This is a genomic window from Paenirhodobacter sp. CAU 1674 (genome assembly GCF_029222945.1).
In the GTDB taxonomy this organism is placed as follows: Bacteria; Pseudomonadota; Alphaproteobacteria; order Rhodobacterales; family Rhodobacteraceae; genus Rhodobacter.
In genome coordinates this window covers 99,914-115,222 of the sequence record NZ_JARHUH010000006.1, presented here as the reverse complement: position 1 = coordinate 115,222, position 15,309 = coordinate 99,914, and the positions used below count along the sequence as shown (strand labels likewise).

The window sequence follows — 15,309 nt, the reverse complement described above, 5'->3', positions numbered from 1 at the left end:
GCAGGCATGACCGAGACCACCCCGAAGAAAGCTGAATACGGCGCCGAATCCATCAAGGTTCTCAAGGGCCTGGAGGCTGTGCGCAAACGGCCTGGCATGTATATCGGCGACACCGACGATGGCTCGGGCCTGCATCACATGGTGTATGAGGTCGTCGATAACGGTATCGACGAGGCGCTGGCGGGCCATGCCAACTATGTGCATGTGAAAATTCACGCCGACAGCTCTGTTTCGGTGCGTGACAACGGGCGCGGGATTCCGGTCGATCTGCACCCCGAAGAGGGGGTCTCTGCCGCCGAGGTCATCATGACCCAGCTGCATGCGGGCGGCAAATTCAACAACACTGACGAGGGCGGCAATGCCTACAAGGTGTCGGGCGGTCTGCACGGCGTGGGCGTGTCGGTGGTGAATGCGCTGTCCGACTGGCTGGAGTTGCGCGTCTGGCGCAACGACAAGATCTATTACGCCAAGTTCGAAAAGGGCGAATGCACGGATCATGTGCATGAGATCGGCGATGCCCCCGGCGAAAAGGGCACCGAGGTGCGCTTCATGGCGTCGTCCAAGACGCATGACCCCGAGGGCACTTTCTCGAACCTCGACTACAACTTCAAGACGCTGGAAACGCGTCTGCGCGAACTGGCCTTCCTGAACTCGGGGGTGCGGATCATCCTGGAAGACGAACGCCCCGCCGAGCCGCTGAAAAGCGAGCTGTTCTATGAGGGCGGCGTGAAGGAATTCGTCAAATACCTGGATCGTTCGAAATCGCCGGTGATGCCAGAGCCGATCTATATGGTCGGTGAGGTGCGCGGCATTGGTGTCGAAGTGGCGATGTGGTGGAACGACAGCTACCATGAAAACGTGCTGCCCTTCACCAACAACATCCCGCAACGCGACGGCGGCACCCATCTGGCGGGATTCCGCGGCGCGCTGACGCGCACCATCAACGCCTATGCGCAAAGCTCGGGGATCGCCAAGAAAGAGAAGGTCGATTTCACCGGCGACGATGCCCGCGAAGGCCTGACCTGCGTGCTGTCGGTCAAGGTGCCGGATCCGAAATTTTCCAGCCAGACCAAGGACAAGCTAGTTTCGTCCGAGGTGCGGCCCGCGGTCGAAAACCTGGTGAACGAAAAGCTGGCCGAGTGGTTCGAGGAACACCCCGCCGAGGCCAAGCAGATCGTCGGCAAGATCGTCGAGGCGGCGCTGGCCCGCGAAGCCGCCCGCAAGGCGCGCGAGCTGACCCGGCGCAAGACGGCGATGGATGTGGCCTCGCTGCCCGGGAAACTGGCCGATTGCCAAGAGAAAGACCCCGCCCTGTCCGAAGTCTTCCTCGTCGAAGGGGATTCGGCCGGTGGGTCGGCCAAACAGGGGCGCGAGCGGAAGAACCAGGCCGTGCTGCCGTTGCGCGGCAAGATCCTGAACGTCGAGCGCGCGCGCTTTGACCGGATGCTGAGTTCCGACCAGATCGGCACGCTGATCACGGCCCTTGGCACCGGCATCGGGCGCGACGAATTCAATCTGGCCAAGCTGCGCTATCACAAGATCATCATAATGACCGATGCGGACGTCGACGGCGCCCACATCCGCACGCTGCTGCTGACCTTCTTCTTCCGGCAGATGCCCGAACTGATCGAGGCGGGCTATCTGTATATCGCGCAGCCGCCGCTGTACAAAGTCGCGCGCGGCAAGTCCGAGGTCTATCTGAAAGATCAGGCCGCGCTTGAAGATTTCCTGATCCATCAGGGGGTTGAGGGTGCGCTGCTGCGGTTGGGCGATGGCAGTGAAATCGCCGGGCAGGATCTGGCACGGCTGGTCGAAGAGGCCCGCGTGGTGCGCCGCATCCTGCAGGCCTTCCCCACGCATTACCCGCAGCGCATTCTGGAACAGGCCGCGATCGCGGGCGCGCTGGTACCCGGGCGGCTGGATGCCGATGCGCAGGCGGTGGCCGATGCGGTGGCCGCGCGGCTGGATCTGGTAGCGCTGGAATACGAACGCGGCTGGCAGGGTCGACCGACGCAGGACCACGGCCTGCGCCTGACGCGCAGCCTGCGCGGCGTCGAAGAGGCCCGTCTGCTGGACGGTCAGGTTCTGCGCTCGGGCGAGGCGCGGCGTCTGGCGCAGCACACCGACACGTTGAAAGAAGTGTATGACACCCCCGCCAGGCTGATCCGAAAGGATCGCGAGCAACTGATCCACGGGCCGCTGGAACTGCTGGCTGCGATCCTGCAGGAAGGCGAAAAGGGCCTGACGCTGCAGCGCTATAAAGGCCTGGGCGAGATGAACCCCGAGCAGCTTTGGGAAACCACGCTCGATCCGGCGGCGCGGACCCTGTTGCAGGTGCGGATCGAGGATGTGGCCGAAGCCGACGACATCTTTACCAAGCTGATGGGCGATGTGGTCGAACCCCGCCGCGAGTTCATCCAGCAAAACGCGCTGAGTGTCGAAAACCTCGATTTCTGAGCGAACCGGGGCGCAGGCCGCGCCCCGGGCTCAGCGCCAGTCCACATCTGCAGTGAAGATATAGCCGGCCCCATAGACGGTGCGGATCAGTTCGGCGTCCTTGGGGCTTTTCTCGATCTTCCGGCGCAGGCGGCAGATCCGGGCGTCCATGCTGCGGTCGAAGGGCTCGTTGGATCGGCCCTGCGTTGCATCCAGCAGGTTGGAGCGGCTGAGCACCCGCCCTGGCGCGCGCAGGAACGCTTCCAGCAGGCTGTTTTCCGACGAACTCAGCGTCACCTTGCGCCCGTCGGTATGGATCAGCGTGCAGGCGGTCAGATCGGCGGTCCAGTCCCCGAACATGGCGATTTCGCGGGTGCTTTCGCCGGCGGTCGCCCGTGTGCGGCGGCTGCGGCGCAGCACGGCGCGCAGCCGGGCAACCAGTTCGCGCGGCTCGAAGGGTTTGGTGATGTAGTCATCCGCGCCGATTTCCAGCCCGACCACCTTGTCGGTCACCGATCCGCGCCCGGTCACGATGACCCGCGGCATGGTGTCGGGCAGGGCATTGCCGTTGATCAGGCTCAGCCCGTCGCCATCGGGCAAGGACAGGTCGATCAGGCACAGGTCGGGCGTCTGGCGGCGCAGTTCGCGTTCGAATTCGGCCAGACGCCGGAAGGCGCGGGTGGTCATGCCCTGTTGGGCCAGGCTGCGTTCGATCAGGCGGCTGATGTCCAGATCGTCTTCCAGCAGATAAACCAGCGTCGTCATTGTGCCAGATCTTTCCTTCCCGGGGCTTTCGCCAGGTCTGTCTGTCGCGGCGCCGGGCAGACCTGTGCCAGCGCGTTGGCCAGTTGCGCATCGCTGAACGGTTTGCGCAGCAGCGGCACGCCGGTTGTGCCGGAACTGTCGCGCGCGCTCAGGCTGGCCTGACCGCTCATCAGCAGAACGCTGACGTCTGGATAGTCGCTGTCGATCCGCCGTGCCAGCGCATAGCCGTCCATTTCGCCGGGCATGTCGATGTCGCTTAGCACAATCCCGACCGCGTCGATCCGGCGCAGCAGGTGCAGCGCCTCGGTGGCATTGTCCGCTTCGATCAGCGGGTGTCCGATGGCGGCGATCTTGCGGCGGATCGTGCGGCGCACGTCCTGATCGTCCTCGACCAGCAGGATCAGCGGCAGCGGCGCGTCCGGGTCCACCGCTGTTACGGGGCCCGCTGCGGGCCCGGGCTGGTCGGCGGGCTGTGGGGCGGTCAGTTCGACACTGGGCAGCAGGATGGTGAAGGTCGCGCCCTGCCCGGGTGTCGACTGCACCGCAATCGCGCCGTTCGATTGCTTGACGAAGCCATAGACCATCGACAGCCCGAGCCCCGACCCGGCCCCCGCCGCCTTCGAGGTGTAGAAGGGTTCGAACACCCGTTCGGTCTGTTCGGCCGACATCCCGCAGCCATCGTCGGAAAACAGGATGCGCACATAGGGCCCGGCGGGCAGATGCAGCAGGTCGGCCTCTTCCGGGGGCAGATCGTAGGGCGCGATTTCGATCAGGATGCGGCCCTTGCCCTCGGTCGCGTCCTTGGCATTGATGGCCAGGTTCAGCAGCGCCATTTCCAGCTGCGCACGGTCCACGACCGCCGCGGGCACCTGTGCGCGACTGCGCTGCACGATCTGCAAGCCGCGCGGCAGCGACGAGCGCAGCAGGGTGCAGATCTCGTCCACGGCGCCCACAATGTCAGTCGGTTCGGGGGCGAATTGTTCGCGCCGCGCCAGGGTCAGCAGACGCTGGGTCAGCGCCGACCCGCGCCGCGCTGCCGAAATCGCCGGTGTCAGGTATTCCGACACCAGATCGCCATCGCCCAGTTCTTCGGCCAATGGCACCAGATTGCCCAGAATGATGGTCAGCAGGTTGTTGAAATCATGCGAGATGCCGCTGGCCATCCGGCCTAGGGCGTCCATCTTTTGCGACCCCATCAGCGCCGACATCGTGGCCTTGCGGCGGGTCACGTCGATCGACAGCAGGTAAAAGGCGATCACCTCGCCGGATGAGGGCCGTTCGGGGCGCAGCAGGGTGCGGATGTCCTTGATCCGCCCGTCCGGCAGCTCGATGCGCATTTCGAAATCGACCAGCGCACCGCGCCGCGCCTGTTCGAAGAATTTCGCGGATTCGCTCAGCGTGCGCGGGTGAAGCACCTCGGCGGCGTTCAGGCCGATCACCTCTTCGGGGCGCCGGCCATAGGCCGCGGCAAAGCGTTTGTTGGCATACAGCAGGGTCAGGTCGCGGTCGATATGGGCGATGCCGGCGGGCACCTCGTCGGCGATCAGTTTCAGCCGCGCCTCGCTCAGTTGCAGGGCATGGGTGCGTTCGTTCACCAGTTCCTGCAGACGGGCCTCCTGATTGCGGCGCGCGGTCATGTCGGTATAGGTCGTCACAAACCCGCCGCCGGGCAGCGGCGTGCCGGTGACCTGCAGGATCATCCCGTTCGGACGCAGCCGTTCGACCTGATGACGTTCGAAGCGCCGGGCGGTGGCGACACGTTCGGCCACCTGCGCCTCGTGGTCGCCCGGCCCGTATTCCCCGCGTTCGGCATTGTAGCGGATGAAGCTGGAAAACTCGGCGCCCTGAAATGCCAGCCGCGCAGGATATCCATACATTTCAAGGAACTGCGCGTTCCATGCCACCAGATGCAGCTGGGAATCGAAGATCGTGATTCCCTGTTCAAGTTGCCCCAACCCCTGCAGCACAAGGTCCGAAAGCCCAGGGTCCGATGATGTGTCGTGCATGGTGTGATCCAGACGGCAGATGGGTAGCGGCCCTTACGATGCGCTAGGCCTGCGCGTTTCCCAAGGGTAATTCCCGGAATGTCACAATTGGATACAATTGATGGAAAATTAAGCAATATCACCATGCGTAAGTTCGAAGCGCTGACTCGGATCGGAGGGGATCTGTGTCGCACCGGAGGACTTACAGCATGAATAAACACAGCATCTACGAAAGTGGATTGGATGTGACTGCGGCCAATTACGCCGCACTGACGCCCCTGTCGTTTGCCGAGCGCACGGCGGCGGTTTACCCGGAACTGACCGCAGTCGTGTATGGCGATCTGCGCCGCAGCTGGGGCGAAACCTATGAGCGGATGTGCCGCATCGCCAGCGCCCTGTCTGCGCGCGGGATCGGCAAGGACGACACGGTTTCCATCGTCGCCGCCAATATCCCCGAGATGTTCGAGGCGCATTTTTCCGTGCCGATGACCGGCGCCGTCCTGAACACCATCAACACCCGTCTGGATGCCGAGGCGATTGCCTTCATCCTGGCCCATGCCGAGGCAAAGGCCGTCTTCGTCGACCCGGAATTCGCCGATGTGGTGGAGCGGGCCGTCAAGATCAGCGGCCGCCGCGACATGCTGGTGATCGACATCGAAGACCCGAGCTATGAGGGCGGCCACCGGATCGGATCGGTCACCTATGATGCGCTTCTGGCCGAGGGCGATCCCGCCTTTGCCTATGTTCCCCCGGCGACCGAATGGGATGCGATCAGCCTGAACTACACCTCGGGCACCACCGGCAACCCGAAAGGCGTGGTCTATCACCACCGCGGCGCTGCGCTGAATGCGATGTCGAACATCATGACCTGGGGCATGCCGCATCATTCGCGCTACCTTTGGACGCTGCCGATGTTCCATTGCAACGGCTGGTGCTTCCCCTGGACGATCGCCGCCAATGCGGGCGTTTGCGTCTGCCTGCGCGCGGTGCGGGTCGAGCCGATCTTCGAAGCGATCCGCACCGAGAAGGTCACCCATTTCTGCGGCGCGCCGATCGTTTTGAACATGCTGGCCAACGCGCCCGACGCGCTGAAGGATTTCAGCCATCAGGTCAAGGTGATGACCGCCGGGGCCTCTCCGCCCGCCGCGGTGATCGAGAAGATGGAAGCGATGGGCGTCGAGGTGACGCATGTCTACGGGCTGACCGAAACCTACGGTCCCTCGGTCGTCTGCGCCTGGAAGGGCATGTGGAACGACCGCGCCCCCGAGGAACGCGCGCGGCTGAAGGCACGGCAGGGCGTCAAGAACCTGGCGCTGTCGGGTCTGATGGTCGCCAACCCCGAGACGCTGGAGCCGGTGCCCGCTGACGGTGTGACGATGGGCGAGATCTTCATGCGCGGCAACAACGTGATGAAGGGCTATCTGAAGAACCCCTCGGCCACGGATGACTCGTTCAACGGTGGCTGGTTCGCATCGGGCGACTTGGGCGTGATGCATCCCGATGGCTATGTCGAACTGAAGGATCGCTCGAAGGACATCATCATTTCGGGGGGCGAGAATATCTCGTCCGTCGAGGTTGAGGATGTGCTTTACAAGCACCCCGCCGTGATGGAGGCCGCCGTCGTCGCGCGCCCCGATCCCAAATGGGGCGAAACCCCCTGCGCCTTTGTGGAACTGAAGCCGGGGCAGGATCTGACTGAGGCCGAGCTGATCGCCTTTTGCCGCCAGCACATGGCGCATTTCAAGGCGCCCCGCAGCGTGGTCTTCGGGATGCTTCCGAAAACCTCGACCGGCAAGGTGCAGAAATTCGTGTTGCGCGATCAGGCTCGCGCGCTGAACGGGCCCGAATGAGCCCCCGTCCGCAGAGCGAGTATCATGAACAAACCTGACGATTTCATCCTGGAAACCCGGGGCCTGACGAAGGAATTCAAGGGCTTCACCGCGGTCAGCGACGTGGATCTGCGCATCCGCCGCCATACCATCCACGCGCTGATCGGGCCGAACGGCGCGGGCAAGACCACGGTCTTCAACCTGCTGACCAAATTCCTGACGCCGACGCGCGGCACCATCGCCTTCAACGGGCGCGACATCACCGCTGCCAAACCGGCCGAGATTTCGCGCATGGGCGTGGTGCGCTCGTTCCAGATTTCGGCGGTGTTCCCGCATATGACGGCGCGTGAAAACGTGCGCGTGGCGCTGCAGCGCAAGCTGGGCACCTCGTTCCATTTCTGGCGGTCCGAACGCAGCCTGCACAAGCTCAACGACCGGGCCGACGAATTGCTGGCCATGGTCGGGCTGGAGCGGTTCACCGACGCCGTGGTGGCCGATCTGCCCTATGGCCGCAAGCGCGCGCTGGAAATCGCGACCACGCTGGCGCTCGATCCTGAAATGATGCTGCTGGATGAACCCACGCAGGGCATGGGCCGCGAGGATGTGGAACTGGTGACGCAACTGATCCGCAAGGTCTCGGCCAACCGCACGATCCTGATGGTCGAACACAACCTGGGCGTCGTGTCCACGCTGTGCGACGCGATCACGGTGCTGCAGCGCGGGGCGGTGCTGACCGAAGGCACCTATGCCGAAGTGTCCGCCGATCCGCGGGTGAAAGAAGCCTACATGGGGAAAGCGGCATGAGCGCGGTGATCGAAAACCACGAACTCGGCGGGCAGCATGTGTCCGAACGCATCGAAGAGTTGCGGATTCAGGACCTGCACGCGTTTTACGGCGAAAGCCACGCGCTGCACGGCATCGACCTGACGGTCTATCAGGGCGAGCTGGTCACGCTGCTGGGCCGCAACGGCTCGGGGCGGACGACGACACTGCGCGCGATCATGGGGCTGATCGGGCATCGCACCGGTTCCATCATGCTCAAGGGCGAAGAGGTGATCCACGCCCAGCCGCATGTGATCGCGCATCTGGGGGTTGGCTATTGCCCCGAGGAACGCGGCATCTTCTCGCGTCTGTCGGTCGAGGAAAACCTGATGCTGCCGCCGCGCGTGGCAGCAGGCGGCATGTCGGTCGAGGAACTGTATGAGATGTTCCCCAACCTGGCCGAACGCCGCCGCAGCCAGGGCACGCGCCTGTCGGGCGGCGAACAGCAGATGCTGGCGATGGCCCGCATCCTGCGCACCGGCGCCAATGTGCTGCTGCTGGACGAGATCACCGAAGGGCTGGCCCCGGTGATCGTCGACAAGCTGGGCGAGGTGCTGATCGCGCTGAAAACCCGCGGCTATACCGTGGTTCTGGTCGAACAGAACTTCCGCTTCGCCGCGCCCCTGGCCGACCGGCATTTCGTGATGGACCACGGCAAGATCGTGGCGACCGTCAATCACGACGAGCTGGAGAGCAAACAGCACATCTTTGACGAATATCTGAGCGTCTGAGGAGGGCGCCAGAGCACGACCAACGAGGAGGAACTTTATGAAACTGTTCAAGAAACTTGCAGCCAGCGCCTCGGCATTGGCCCTGCTGGCCAGCGGTGCGAGCGCTGAAATCAGCGACGGCGTGGTCAAGATCGGCCTGCTGACCGACATGTCGGGCACCTATTCGGACGTGGCCGGCCCGGGCACCGTGACCGCCGCCGAAATGGCGATCGAGGAATTCGGCGGCACCGTGGCCGGCGCCCCGATCGAGCTGGTCTCGGCCGATCACCAGAACAAGGCCGACATCGCGGCCAACAAGGCGCGTCAGTGGGGCGATACCGAGAATGTCGACGCTTTCGCGGAACTGGTGACCACCTCGGTTGCGATGGCGGTGTTCGAAGTCGCCAAGCAGCAGAACAAGATTGCGCTGGTGTCGGGCGCGGCATCCTCGCCGCTGACCAACGACGCCTGCATCCCGACCGGCCTGCACTGGACCTATAACACCCGCGCGATGGCCGTGGGCACCGGTTCGGCCGTCGTGGCCGAGGGCGGCGACAGCTGGTTCTTCCTGACCGCCGATTATGCGTTTGGTGAATCGCTGCAGAACGACGTGTCCAAAGTGGTCGAGGCTGCGGGCGGCAAGGTTCTGGGGTCGGTCAAGCATCCGTTCCCGGCCTCGGATTTCTCGTCCTTCATGCTGCAGGCGCAGGCCTCGGGCGCGAAGGTCATCGGTCTGGCCAACGCAGGTGGCGACACCATCAACGCGATCAAGGCGGCCAAGGAATTCGGCATCGTCGACGCCGGCCAGAAGATCGCCGGTCTGCTGGTCTTCCTGTCGGACGTGCATGCGCTTGGCCTTGAAACCGCGCAGGGTCTGCAGATGACCGTCAGCTTCTATTGGGACATGAACGACGAGACCCGTGAATGGTCCAAACGCTTCTTCGACAAGACCGGCAAGATGCCGACGGGTATTCAGGCGGGCACCTATTCTGCGGTGCGCCATTACCTGAAGGCGATCGAGGCTACCGGCTCGGACGATACCGACATCATCGTTGCGAAGATGCGTGAAATGCCTGTCGAAGACATGTTCGCCCATAACGCCGTGCTGCGCACCGATGGCCGCATGGTCCACGACATGTATCTCGCAGAGGTCAAATCCCCGGCCGAATCCTCCGGGCCGTGGGATTACCTCAAGATCGTGCGCACTATCCCCGGTGAAGAGGCTTTCGGCCCTCTCTCTGAAAGCACCTGCCCCACGAAGTAATGCGAGATGCATCCACCGGGGGCCGCAAGGTTCCCGGTGGCGTCTCCGGCAAAGGATACAAGGATTCACCCTATGCTGACGGATCTGCTGGGCTTTCCCCCGCAAGTGCTTTTCGGCCAGTTGCTGCTGGGCCTGATCAACGGCGCGTTTTACGCGGTTCTATCGCTTGGCCTGGCCGTCATCTTTGGCCTGCTGAACATCGTCAATTTCGCGCATGGCGCGCTTTACATGCTGGGCGCCTTCGCCACGCTGGGCCTGACCCAGTATCTGGGCATCGGCTATTGGGGCGCGCTGATCCTGGCACCGGTCATCGTCGGCGCCATCGGCATTCTGGCCGAACGCGTGCTTCTGCGCCGTCTGGCGGGGATCGACCACCTTTACGGCCTGCTGCTGACCTTCGGGATGGCGCTGGTGATCGAGGGCGTGTTCGTCAAGATCTTCGGCGCCTCGGGCATTCCCTATGCCGCGCCCTCGCAACTGCAGGGCGGCGTCAATCTGGGCTTCATGTTCCTGCCCTGGTATCGCGGCTGGGTCGTCGTGGCTTCGCTCGCTGTGTGCCTGGCTACCTGGTACCTGTTTGAACGCACCAAGATCGGCGCCTATCTGCGCGCGGGCACCGAAAACCCGCGCCTGCTGCAGGCCTTCGGCGTGAACGTGCCGCTGCTGACGACGCTGGCCTATGGCTACGGCGTGGGTCTGGCGGCCTTCGCGGGGGTGCTTGCCGCGCCGATCACGCAGGTCAATCCGATGATGGGTTCGAACCTGATCATTGTCGTCTTCGCCGTGGTCGTGATCGGTGGCATGGGATCGATCATGGGCGCCATCATCACCGGCATGAGCATGGGCGTGATCGAAGGGCTGACCAAGGTGTTCTGGCCCGAGGCCTCCTCGACCGTGATCTTCCTCGTCATGGCCATCGTCCTGGTGCTGCGTCCGGCCGGGCTGTTCGGCAAGACCGCGTGAAGGAGTTTGAAATGAAAAAGACCTTCGGATACCTGATCCTTCTTGCGCTGGCACTGGCGGCCCCCTTCGTGGTCTATCCCGTGCTGCTGATGAAGCTGCTGTGCTTTGCGCTGTTCGCCTCGGCCTTCAACCTGATCCTAGGCTATGGCGGGCTGCTGAGCTTCGGTCACGCGGCGTTCTTCGGCGGCGCGGCCTATTTCACCGGCCACGCGCTCAAGGCTTGGGGGCTGCCCACCGAACTGGGCATTCTGGCGGGCACTGCGGGCGCAGGCCTGCTGGGGCTGGCGATCGGCCTGCTGGCGATCCGCCGTCAGGGGATCTATTTCGCGATGATCACCCTTGCGATGGCGCAGATGGCCTATTTCTTCTTCATCTCGGCGCCCTTCACCGGCGGTGAAAACGGGTTGCAGGGTGTGCCGCGCGGCATGGCGCTGGGCATGTTCGACCTGAGCAACGACCGCACGATGTATTTCTTCGTGCTGGCGATCTGTCTGGGCGGCTTCCTGCTGATCGCGCGCGCCGTGCATTCGCCCTTCGGTCAGGTGCTGGGCGCGATCCGCGATAACGAAGATCGCGCGCGTTCGCTGGGCTATGACATCGAACGCTACAAGCTGCTGGCCTTTGTGCTGTCGGCAACGCTGGCGGGTCTGGCGGGGGCCACGAAGACTGTGGTGTTCCAGCTTGCCTCGCTCAGCGATGCGCATTGGCACATGTCGGGCGAGGTCGTGCTGATGACCCTGCTGGGCGGCCTTGGCACCATCGCGGGGCCCGCGGTCGGCGCCAGTATCATCATCGCGCTGCAGAACTACCTCGCCTCGGGGCCGTTCGCGGCCTGGGTGCCAGTGGTGCTGGGGGTGATCTTCGTGACCTGTGTGCTGTCTTTCCGGCGCGGTGTGGTGGGCGAATTGCGCGCCTTCATCCGCCGCTCTTTCTGATCTGACGCCGGGCCTTCGGGCCCGGCGCACTGCCTTTGAATGGAGTCTCAACCGATGAAAATCGTGGTCCCGGTCAAGCGCGTGATCGACTATAACGTGAAGGTTCGTGTGAAGGCGGACGGTAGCGGTGTCGATCTTGCGAACGTAAAGATGTCGATGAACCCGTTCGACGAGATTGCCGTTGAAGAGGCGATCCGGTTGAAAGAGAAGGGCGCCGCGTCCGAGATCGTGGTGGTTTCGGTTGGCGTGAAACAGGCGCAGGAAACGCTGCGCACGGCGCTGGCGATGGGCGCGGACCGGGCGATCCTGGTGGTGGCCGCCGATGACGTGCATCAGGATATCGAGCCGCTGGCGGTGGCCAAGATCCTGGCGAAAGTGGTGGCTGACGAGGCCCCCGGCCTGGTGATCGCGGGCAAGCAGGCGATCGACAATGACATGAACGCGACGGGCCAGATGCTGGCGGCGCTGCTGGGCTGGGGTCAGGCGACCTTTGCCTCCGAGGTCGAGATTGCCGGCGACAGCGCGAAAGTGACGCGCGAGGTCGATGGCGGGTTGCAGACGATCTCGGTCAAGCTGCCGGCGATCGTGACGGCCGACCTGCGCCTGAACGAGCCGCGCTATGCCTCGCTGCCCAACATCATGAAAGCCAAGAAAAAACCGCTCGAGGAAAAGACCGCGGCCGATTACGGCGTCGATGTCACGCCGCGCCTCAGCGTCGTGAAAACCGCCGAACCGGCGGGCCGTTCGGCTGGCATCAAGGTGGGCTCGGTCGACGAGCTGGTGGCGAAACTGAAAGACGCGGGGGTTCTGTGATGTCGGTTCTTCTGATTGCTGAAGTGAACAGCCTCGACGCGACCGCCAAGGCGCTGAGCGCGGCCAAGAAGATGGGCCCGGTGACGGTGCTGGTGGCCGGTGCGGGCGTCGATGCGGCGCCGTTCGCGGCGCTCGATGGCGTGGCCAAGGTGCTGACCGCCGATGACGCGGCTTATGCGCATGGCCTGGCCGAGCCGCTGGCCGATCTGGTCGTGTCGCTCGCCGGTGGCTTCACCCATATCGTGGCCCCGGCGACGGCCGATGCCAAGAACCTGCTGCCGCGCGTGGCCGCGCTCTTGGATGTGATGGTGATCTCGGATGTGATCGGCGTGGTCGATGCCGACACGTTCGAGCGCCCGATCTACGCGGGCAACGCGATCCAGACGGTGAAATCCTCGGACAAGATCAAGGTTGCCACGATCCGCGCGACGGCTTTCGAGGCGGCGGGCGCGGGCGGTTCGGCCCCGGTCGAGGCCGCGGCTGCGGTCGGCGACAAGGGCCTGAGCACTTGGGTCGAGGACAAGGTGGCGGCCTCCGACCGCCCGGAACTGACCTCGGCGAAGATCGTGGTCTCGGGCGGCCGCGGCGTGGGCAGCGAGGCCGATTTCGCACTGATCGCGGGCCTGGCCGACAAGCTCGGCGCCGCTGTCGGCGCGTCGCGCGCGGCGGTGGATTCGGGCTTTGCACCGAACGACTGGCAGGTCGGGCAGACCGGCAAGGTCGTGGCGCCGGAGCTCTACATCGCCTGCGGCATCTCGGGCGCGATCCAGCACCTTGCGGGGATGAAGGACAGCAAGATCATCGTCGCCATCAACAAGGACGAAGAAGCCCCGATCTTCCAGGTCGCAGACTACGGACTCGTCGCAGACCTGTTCCAGGCTGTCCCGGAACTGACCCAGAAAATCTGATCGCAGGAGAGCAGAGATGAGCTATCAGGCACCGTTGCAAGACATGGTTTTCGTGCTCGAAGAGCTGTGCGGTCTGGCCGATCTGTCGGCCCTGCCGGGGCTGGAGGATGCCACGCCCGACACGGTTTCGGCGATTCTGGAAGAAGCCGCGAAATTCGCGGGCGAGGTTCTGGCGCCGCTCAACCCCACGGGCGACGCGGCCGGTCTGGGCTTTGACGCGGGGCAGGTCACCACGCCCGCGGGCTGGAAAGAGGCCTATCGCCAACTGGTCGAGATGGGCTGGAACAGCCCCACCGCCGCGCCCGAACATGGCGGCATGGGCCTGCCCGCCGCCGTGAACGCCTGCATTCAGGAAATGTTCAACGGTGCGAATACGGCGTTCCAGCTGTGCCCGTTGCTGACCCAGGGCGCGATCGAGGCGATCTCGCATTATGCCGATGAAAGCCTGCAGCAGACCTATCTGGAGCATCTGGTTTCGGGCCATTGGACCGGCACGATGAACCTCACCGAACCGCAGGCCGGGTCCGATCTGGCGGCGATCCGCTCGAAGGCCGTGCCGGAGGGCGCGCATTACCGGATCTCGGGGCAGAAGATCTTCATCACTTACGGCGAACATGACATGGCCGAGAACATCATCCATCTGGTGCTGGCGCGTCTGCCCGATGCACCGGCGGGGGTGAAGGGGATCTCGCTGTTCGTGGTGCCGAAGTTCATGGTGAACGCGGATGGCAGCCTTGGCGCGCGCAACGATGTGCGCTGCGTCTCGATCGAGCACAAGCTGGGCATCCACGCCAGCCCGACCTGCACGCTGGCCTTTGGCGACAATGGCGGGGCGATCGGCTATCTGGTGGGGCAGCCGCATCAGGGCCTGCAATACATGTTCGCGATGATGAACAGCGCGCGTCTGGGCGTGGGTCTGCAGGGCATCGGCATTGCCGAGCACGCGGGCCAGCACGCCGTGGCCTATGCAGCCGAGCGCAAGCAGGGCGGTCAGGCCGGGGTCGAAGGGTCGGTCGCGATCATCGCGCACCCTGATGTGCGGCGGATGCTGGGGCTGATCAAGGCGCGCACGCAGGCCGCACGGGTGTTGGCCTATCGCGCGGCGGCGGCGGCGGATGTCGCCAGTCGCAGCCCCGATGCCGAGACCGCGGCCAAGGCACAGCGGCGGCTTGATCTGCTGATCCCGGTGGTCAAGGGCTGGTCCACCGAGATGGGCAATGTCTCGGCCTCGCTGGGGGTGCAGGTGCATGGTGGCATGGGCTATATCGAGGAAACCGGCGCGGCACAGCATCTGCGCGATGCCCGGATCACCACGATCTACGAAGGCACCACCGGCATTCAGGCGCTGGATCTGATCGGGCGCAAGATTGCGCGCGACAAGGGCCGGGCAATGGCCGAACTGATCGCTGATCTGCGCGCGACGCAGGAGCGGCTGGCGACGGCCACGGGCGATGCGCTGGATTGGGCCGCGCAGGCAGCGATGGTGGGCCAGGCCGCCGACATGCTGGACAGCGCGACGCAATGGCTGCTGGACAGCGGGGCGCGCAACGCGCTGCTGCCGCAGGCCGCGGCCGCTGCGATGCTGGAGCTGTCGGGCATTTGCCTGGGCGCCTGGGCCATGGCGGATGCGGCGCTGGCGGCGCAGGCGCGAATCGACGCCGGTGACGCTGCGGCATTCCTGCGCTCGAAACTGCGAATTGCAGAATTCTACAGAACGCAGGTTTTCCCGCAGGCGCAGGCGTTGCATGCTCAGGTGACGCAGGGTGCCGAGACCATTCTGGCGCTGAGCCCCGCCGATCTGGGGGTGGCGCACTGATCGAACGCACCGCGCCCTCCGATGACGAGGGCGCGGTGCAATGGTCCCGGTTCATCTGATGAT

General features: G+C 64.4%; 12 protein-coding genes. 10 read left to right on the top strand and 2 right to left on the bottom strand.

Annotation, left to right across the window (positions count from 1 at the left end; all coding sequences use genetic code 11):
* Positions 1 to 6 precede the first annotated feature (6 nt).
* On the top strand, positions 7 to 2,457 hold the full coding sequence (gyrB, locus tag P2G62_RS10160) for a DNA topoisomerase (ATP-hydrolyzing) subunit B (protein ID WP_275734782.1): 2,451 nt from the start codon (positions 7 to 9) through the stop codon (positions 2,455 to 2,457).
* A gap of 30 nt (positions 2,458 to 2,487) precedes the next feature.
* On the opposite strand, the gene P2G62_RS10155 is transcribed toward gyrB, so the two are convergent.
* Positions 2,488 to 3,201 carry a response regulator transcription factor gene (locus P2G62_RS10155; protein ID WP_275734781.1) on the bottom strand — a complete coding sequence of 238 codons (714 nt, stop codon included), beginning with the start codon at positions 3,199 to 3,201 and terminating at the stop codon, positions 2,488 to 2,490.
* Positions 3,198 to 5,207 (bottom strand): PAS-domain containing protein, encoded by a 2,010-nt coding sequence (locus P2G62_RS10150; RefSeq protein ID WP_275734780.1) that lies wholly within the window; start codon positions 5,205 to 5,207, stop codon positions 3,198 to 3,200. Before P2G62_RS10150 ends, P2G62_RS10155 begins: the two co-directional genes overlap by 4 nt.
* A gap of 188 nt (positions 5,208 to 5,395) precedes the next feature.
* Here P2G62_RS10150 and P2G62_RS10145 point away from each other — a divergent pair, with 188 nt between their 5' ends.
* The 9 genes from P2G62_RS10145 (at position 5,396) to P2G62_RS10105 (ending at position 15,246) form a co-directional block, all read left to right on the top strand.
* Positions 5,396 to 7,036: an acyl-CoA synthetase gene (locus P2G62_RS10145; protein WP_275734779.1), complete on the top strand. Its 1,641-nt coding sequence runs from the start codon at positions 5,396 to 5,398 to the stop codon at positions 7,034 to 7,036.
* Positions 7,037 to 7,060: 24 nt separating this feature from the next.
* A complete protein-coding gene (locus P2G62_RS10140) occupies positions 7,061 to 7,819 on the top strand; it encodes an ABC transporter ATP-binding protein (protein ID WP_275734778.1) in 759 nt (252 codons plus the stop codon).
* Positions 7,816 to 8,568, top strand: a complete 753-nt coding sequence (locus tag P2G62_RS10135; RefSeq protein WP_275734777.1) for an ABC transporter ATP-binding protein — start codon at positions 7,816 to 7,818, stop codon at positions 8,566 to 8,568. Before P2G62_RS10140 ends, P2G62_RS10135 begins: the two co-directional genes overlap by 4 nt.
* 37 nt (positions 8,569 to 8,605) lie before the next feature.
* Positions 8,606 to 9,811 (top strand): ABC transporter substrate-binding protein, encoded by a 1,206-nt coding sequence (locus tag P2G62_RS10130; RefSeq protein ID WP_275734776.1) that lies wholly within the window; start codon positions 8,606 to 8,608, stop codon positions 9,809 to 9,811.
* A gap of 72 nt (positions 9,812 to 9,883) precedes the next feature.
* Positions 9,884 to 10,774 (top strand): branched-chain amino acid ABC transporter permease, encoded by an 891-nt coding sequence (locus P2G62_RS10125; protein WP_275734775.1) that lies wholly within the window; start codon positions 9,884 to 9,886, stop codon positions 10,772 to 10,774.
* A gap of 11 nt (positions 10,775 to 10,785) precedes the next feature.
* Entirely contained in the window at positions 10,786 to 11,709 is a 924-nt protein-coding gene (locus tag P2G62_RS10120) for a branched-chain amino acid ABC transporter permease (protein ID WP_275734774.1), read from the top strand.
* Positions 11,710 to 11,763: 54 nt separating this feature from the next.
* Entirely contained in the window at positions 11,764 to 12,522 is a 759-nt protein-coding gene (locus P2G62_RS10115; protein WP_275734773.1) for an electron transfer flavoprotein subunit beta/FixA family protein, read from the top strand.
* A complete protein-coding gene (locus P2G62_RS10110) occupies positions 12,522 to 13,430 on the top strand; it encodes an FAD-binding protein (RefSeq protein WP_275734772.1) in 909 nt (302 codons plus the stop codon). The genes P2G62_RS10115 and P2G62_RS10110 overlap by 1 nt, the downstream gene beginning before the upstream one ends.
* 16 nt (positions 13,431 to 13,446) lie before the next feature.
* Complete coding sequence (locus P2G62_RS10105; RefSeq protein ID WP_275734771.1) at positions 13,447 to 15,246, top strand: acyl-CoA dehydrogenase; 1,800 nt, start codon at positions 13,447 to 13,449, stop codon at positions 15,244 to 15,246.
* The last annotated feature ends 63 nt before the right edge of the window (positions 15,247 to 15,309 follow it).

What these genes read in the sequence shown, in the direction of transcription:
- gyrB (WP_275734782.1), top strand. Translation starts at nt 7, where the DNA reads ATGACCGAGACCACCCCGAAGAAAGCTGAATACGGCGCCGAATCCATC.
- P2G62_RS10155 (WP_275734781.1), bottom strand. Translation starts at nt 3,201, where the DNA reads ATGACGACGCTGGTTTATCTGCTGGAAGACGATCTGGACATCAGCCGC.
- P2G62_RS10150 (WP_275734780.1), bottom strand. Translation starts at nt 5,207, where the DNA reads ATGCACGACACATCATCGGACCCTGGGCTTTCGGACCTTGTGCTGCAG.
- P2G62_RS10145 (WP_275734779.1), top strand. Translation starts at nt 5,396, where the DNA reads ATGAATAAACACAGCATCTACGAAAGTGGATTGGATGTGACTGCGGCC.
- P2G62_RS10140 (WP_275734778.1), top strand. Translation starts at nt 7,061, where the DNA reads ATGAACAAACCTGACGATTTCATCCTGGAAACCCGGGGCCTGACGAAG.
- P2G62_RS10135 (WP_275734777.1), top strand. Translation starts at nt 7,816, where the DNA reads ATGAGCGCGGTGATCGAAAACCACGAACTCGGCGGGCAGCATGTGTCC.
- P2G62_RS10130 (WP_275734776.1), top strand. Translation starts at nt 8,606, where the DNA reads ATGAAACTGTTCAAGAAACTTGCAGCCAGCGCCTCGGCATTGGCCCTG.
- P2G62_RS10125 (WP_275734775.1), top strand. Translation starts at nt 9,884, where the DNA reads ATGCTGACGGATCTGCTGGGCTTTCCCCCGCAAGTGCTTTTCGGCCAG.
- P2G62_RS10120 (WP_275734774.1), top strand. Translation starts at nt 10,786, where the DNA reads ATGAAAAAGACCTTCGGATACCTGATCCTTCTTGCGCTGGCACTGGCG.
- P2G62_RS10115 (WP_275734773.1), top strand. Translation starts at nt 11,764, where the DNA reads ATGAAAATCGTGGTCCCGGTCAAGCGCGTGATCGACTATAACGTGAAG.
- P2G62_RS10110 (WP_275734772.1), top strand. Translation starts at nt 12,522, where the DNA reads ATGTCGGTTCTTCTGATTGCTGAAGTGAACAGCCTCGACGCGACCGCC.
- P2G62_RS10105 (WP_275734771.1), top strand. Translation starts at nt 13,447, where the DNA reads ATGAGCTATCAGGCACCGTTGCAAGACATGGTTTTCGTGCTCGAAGAG.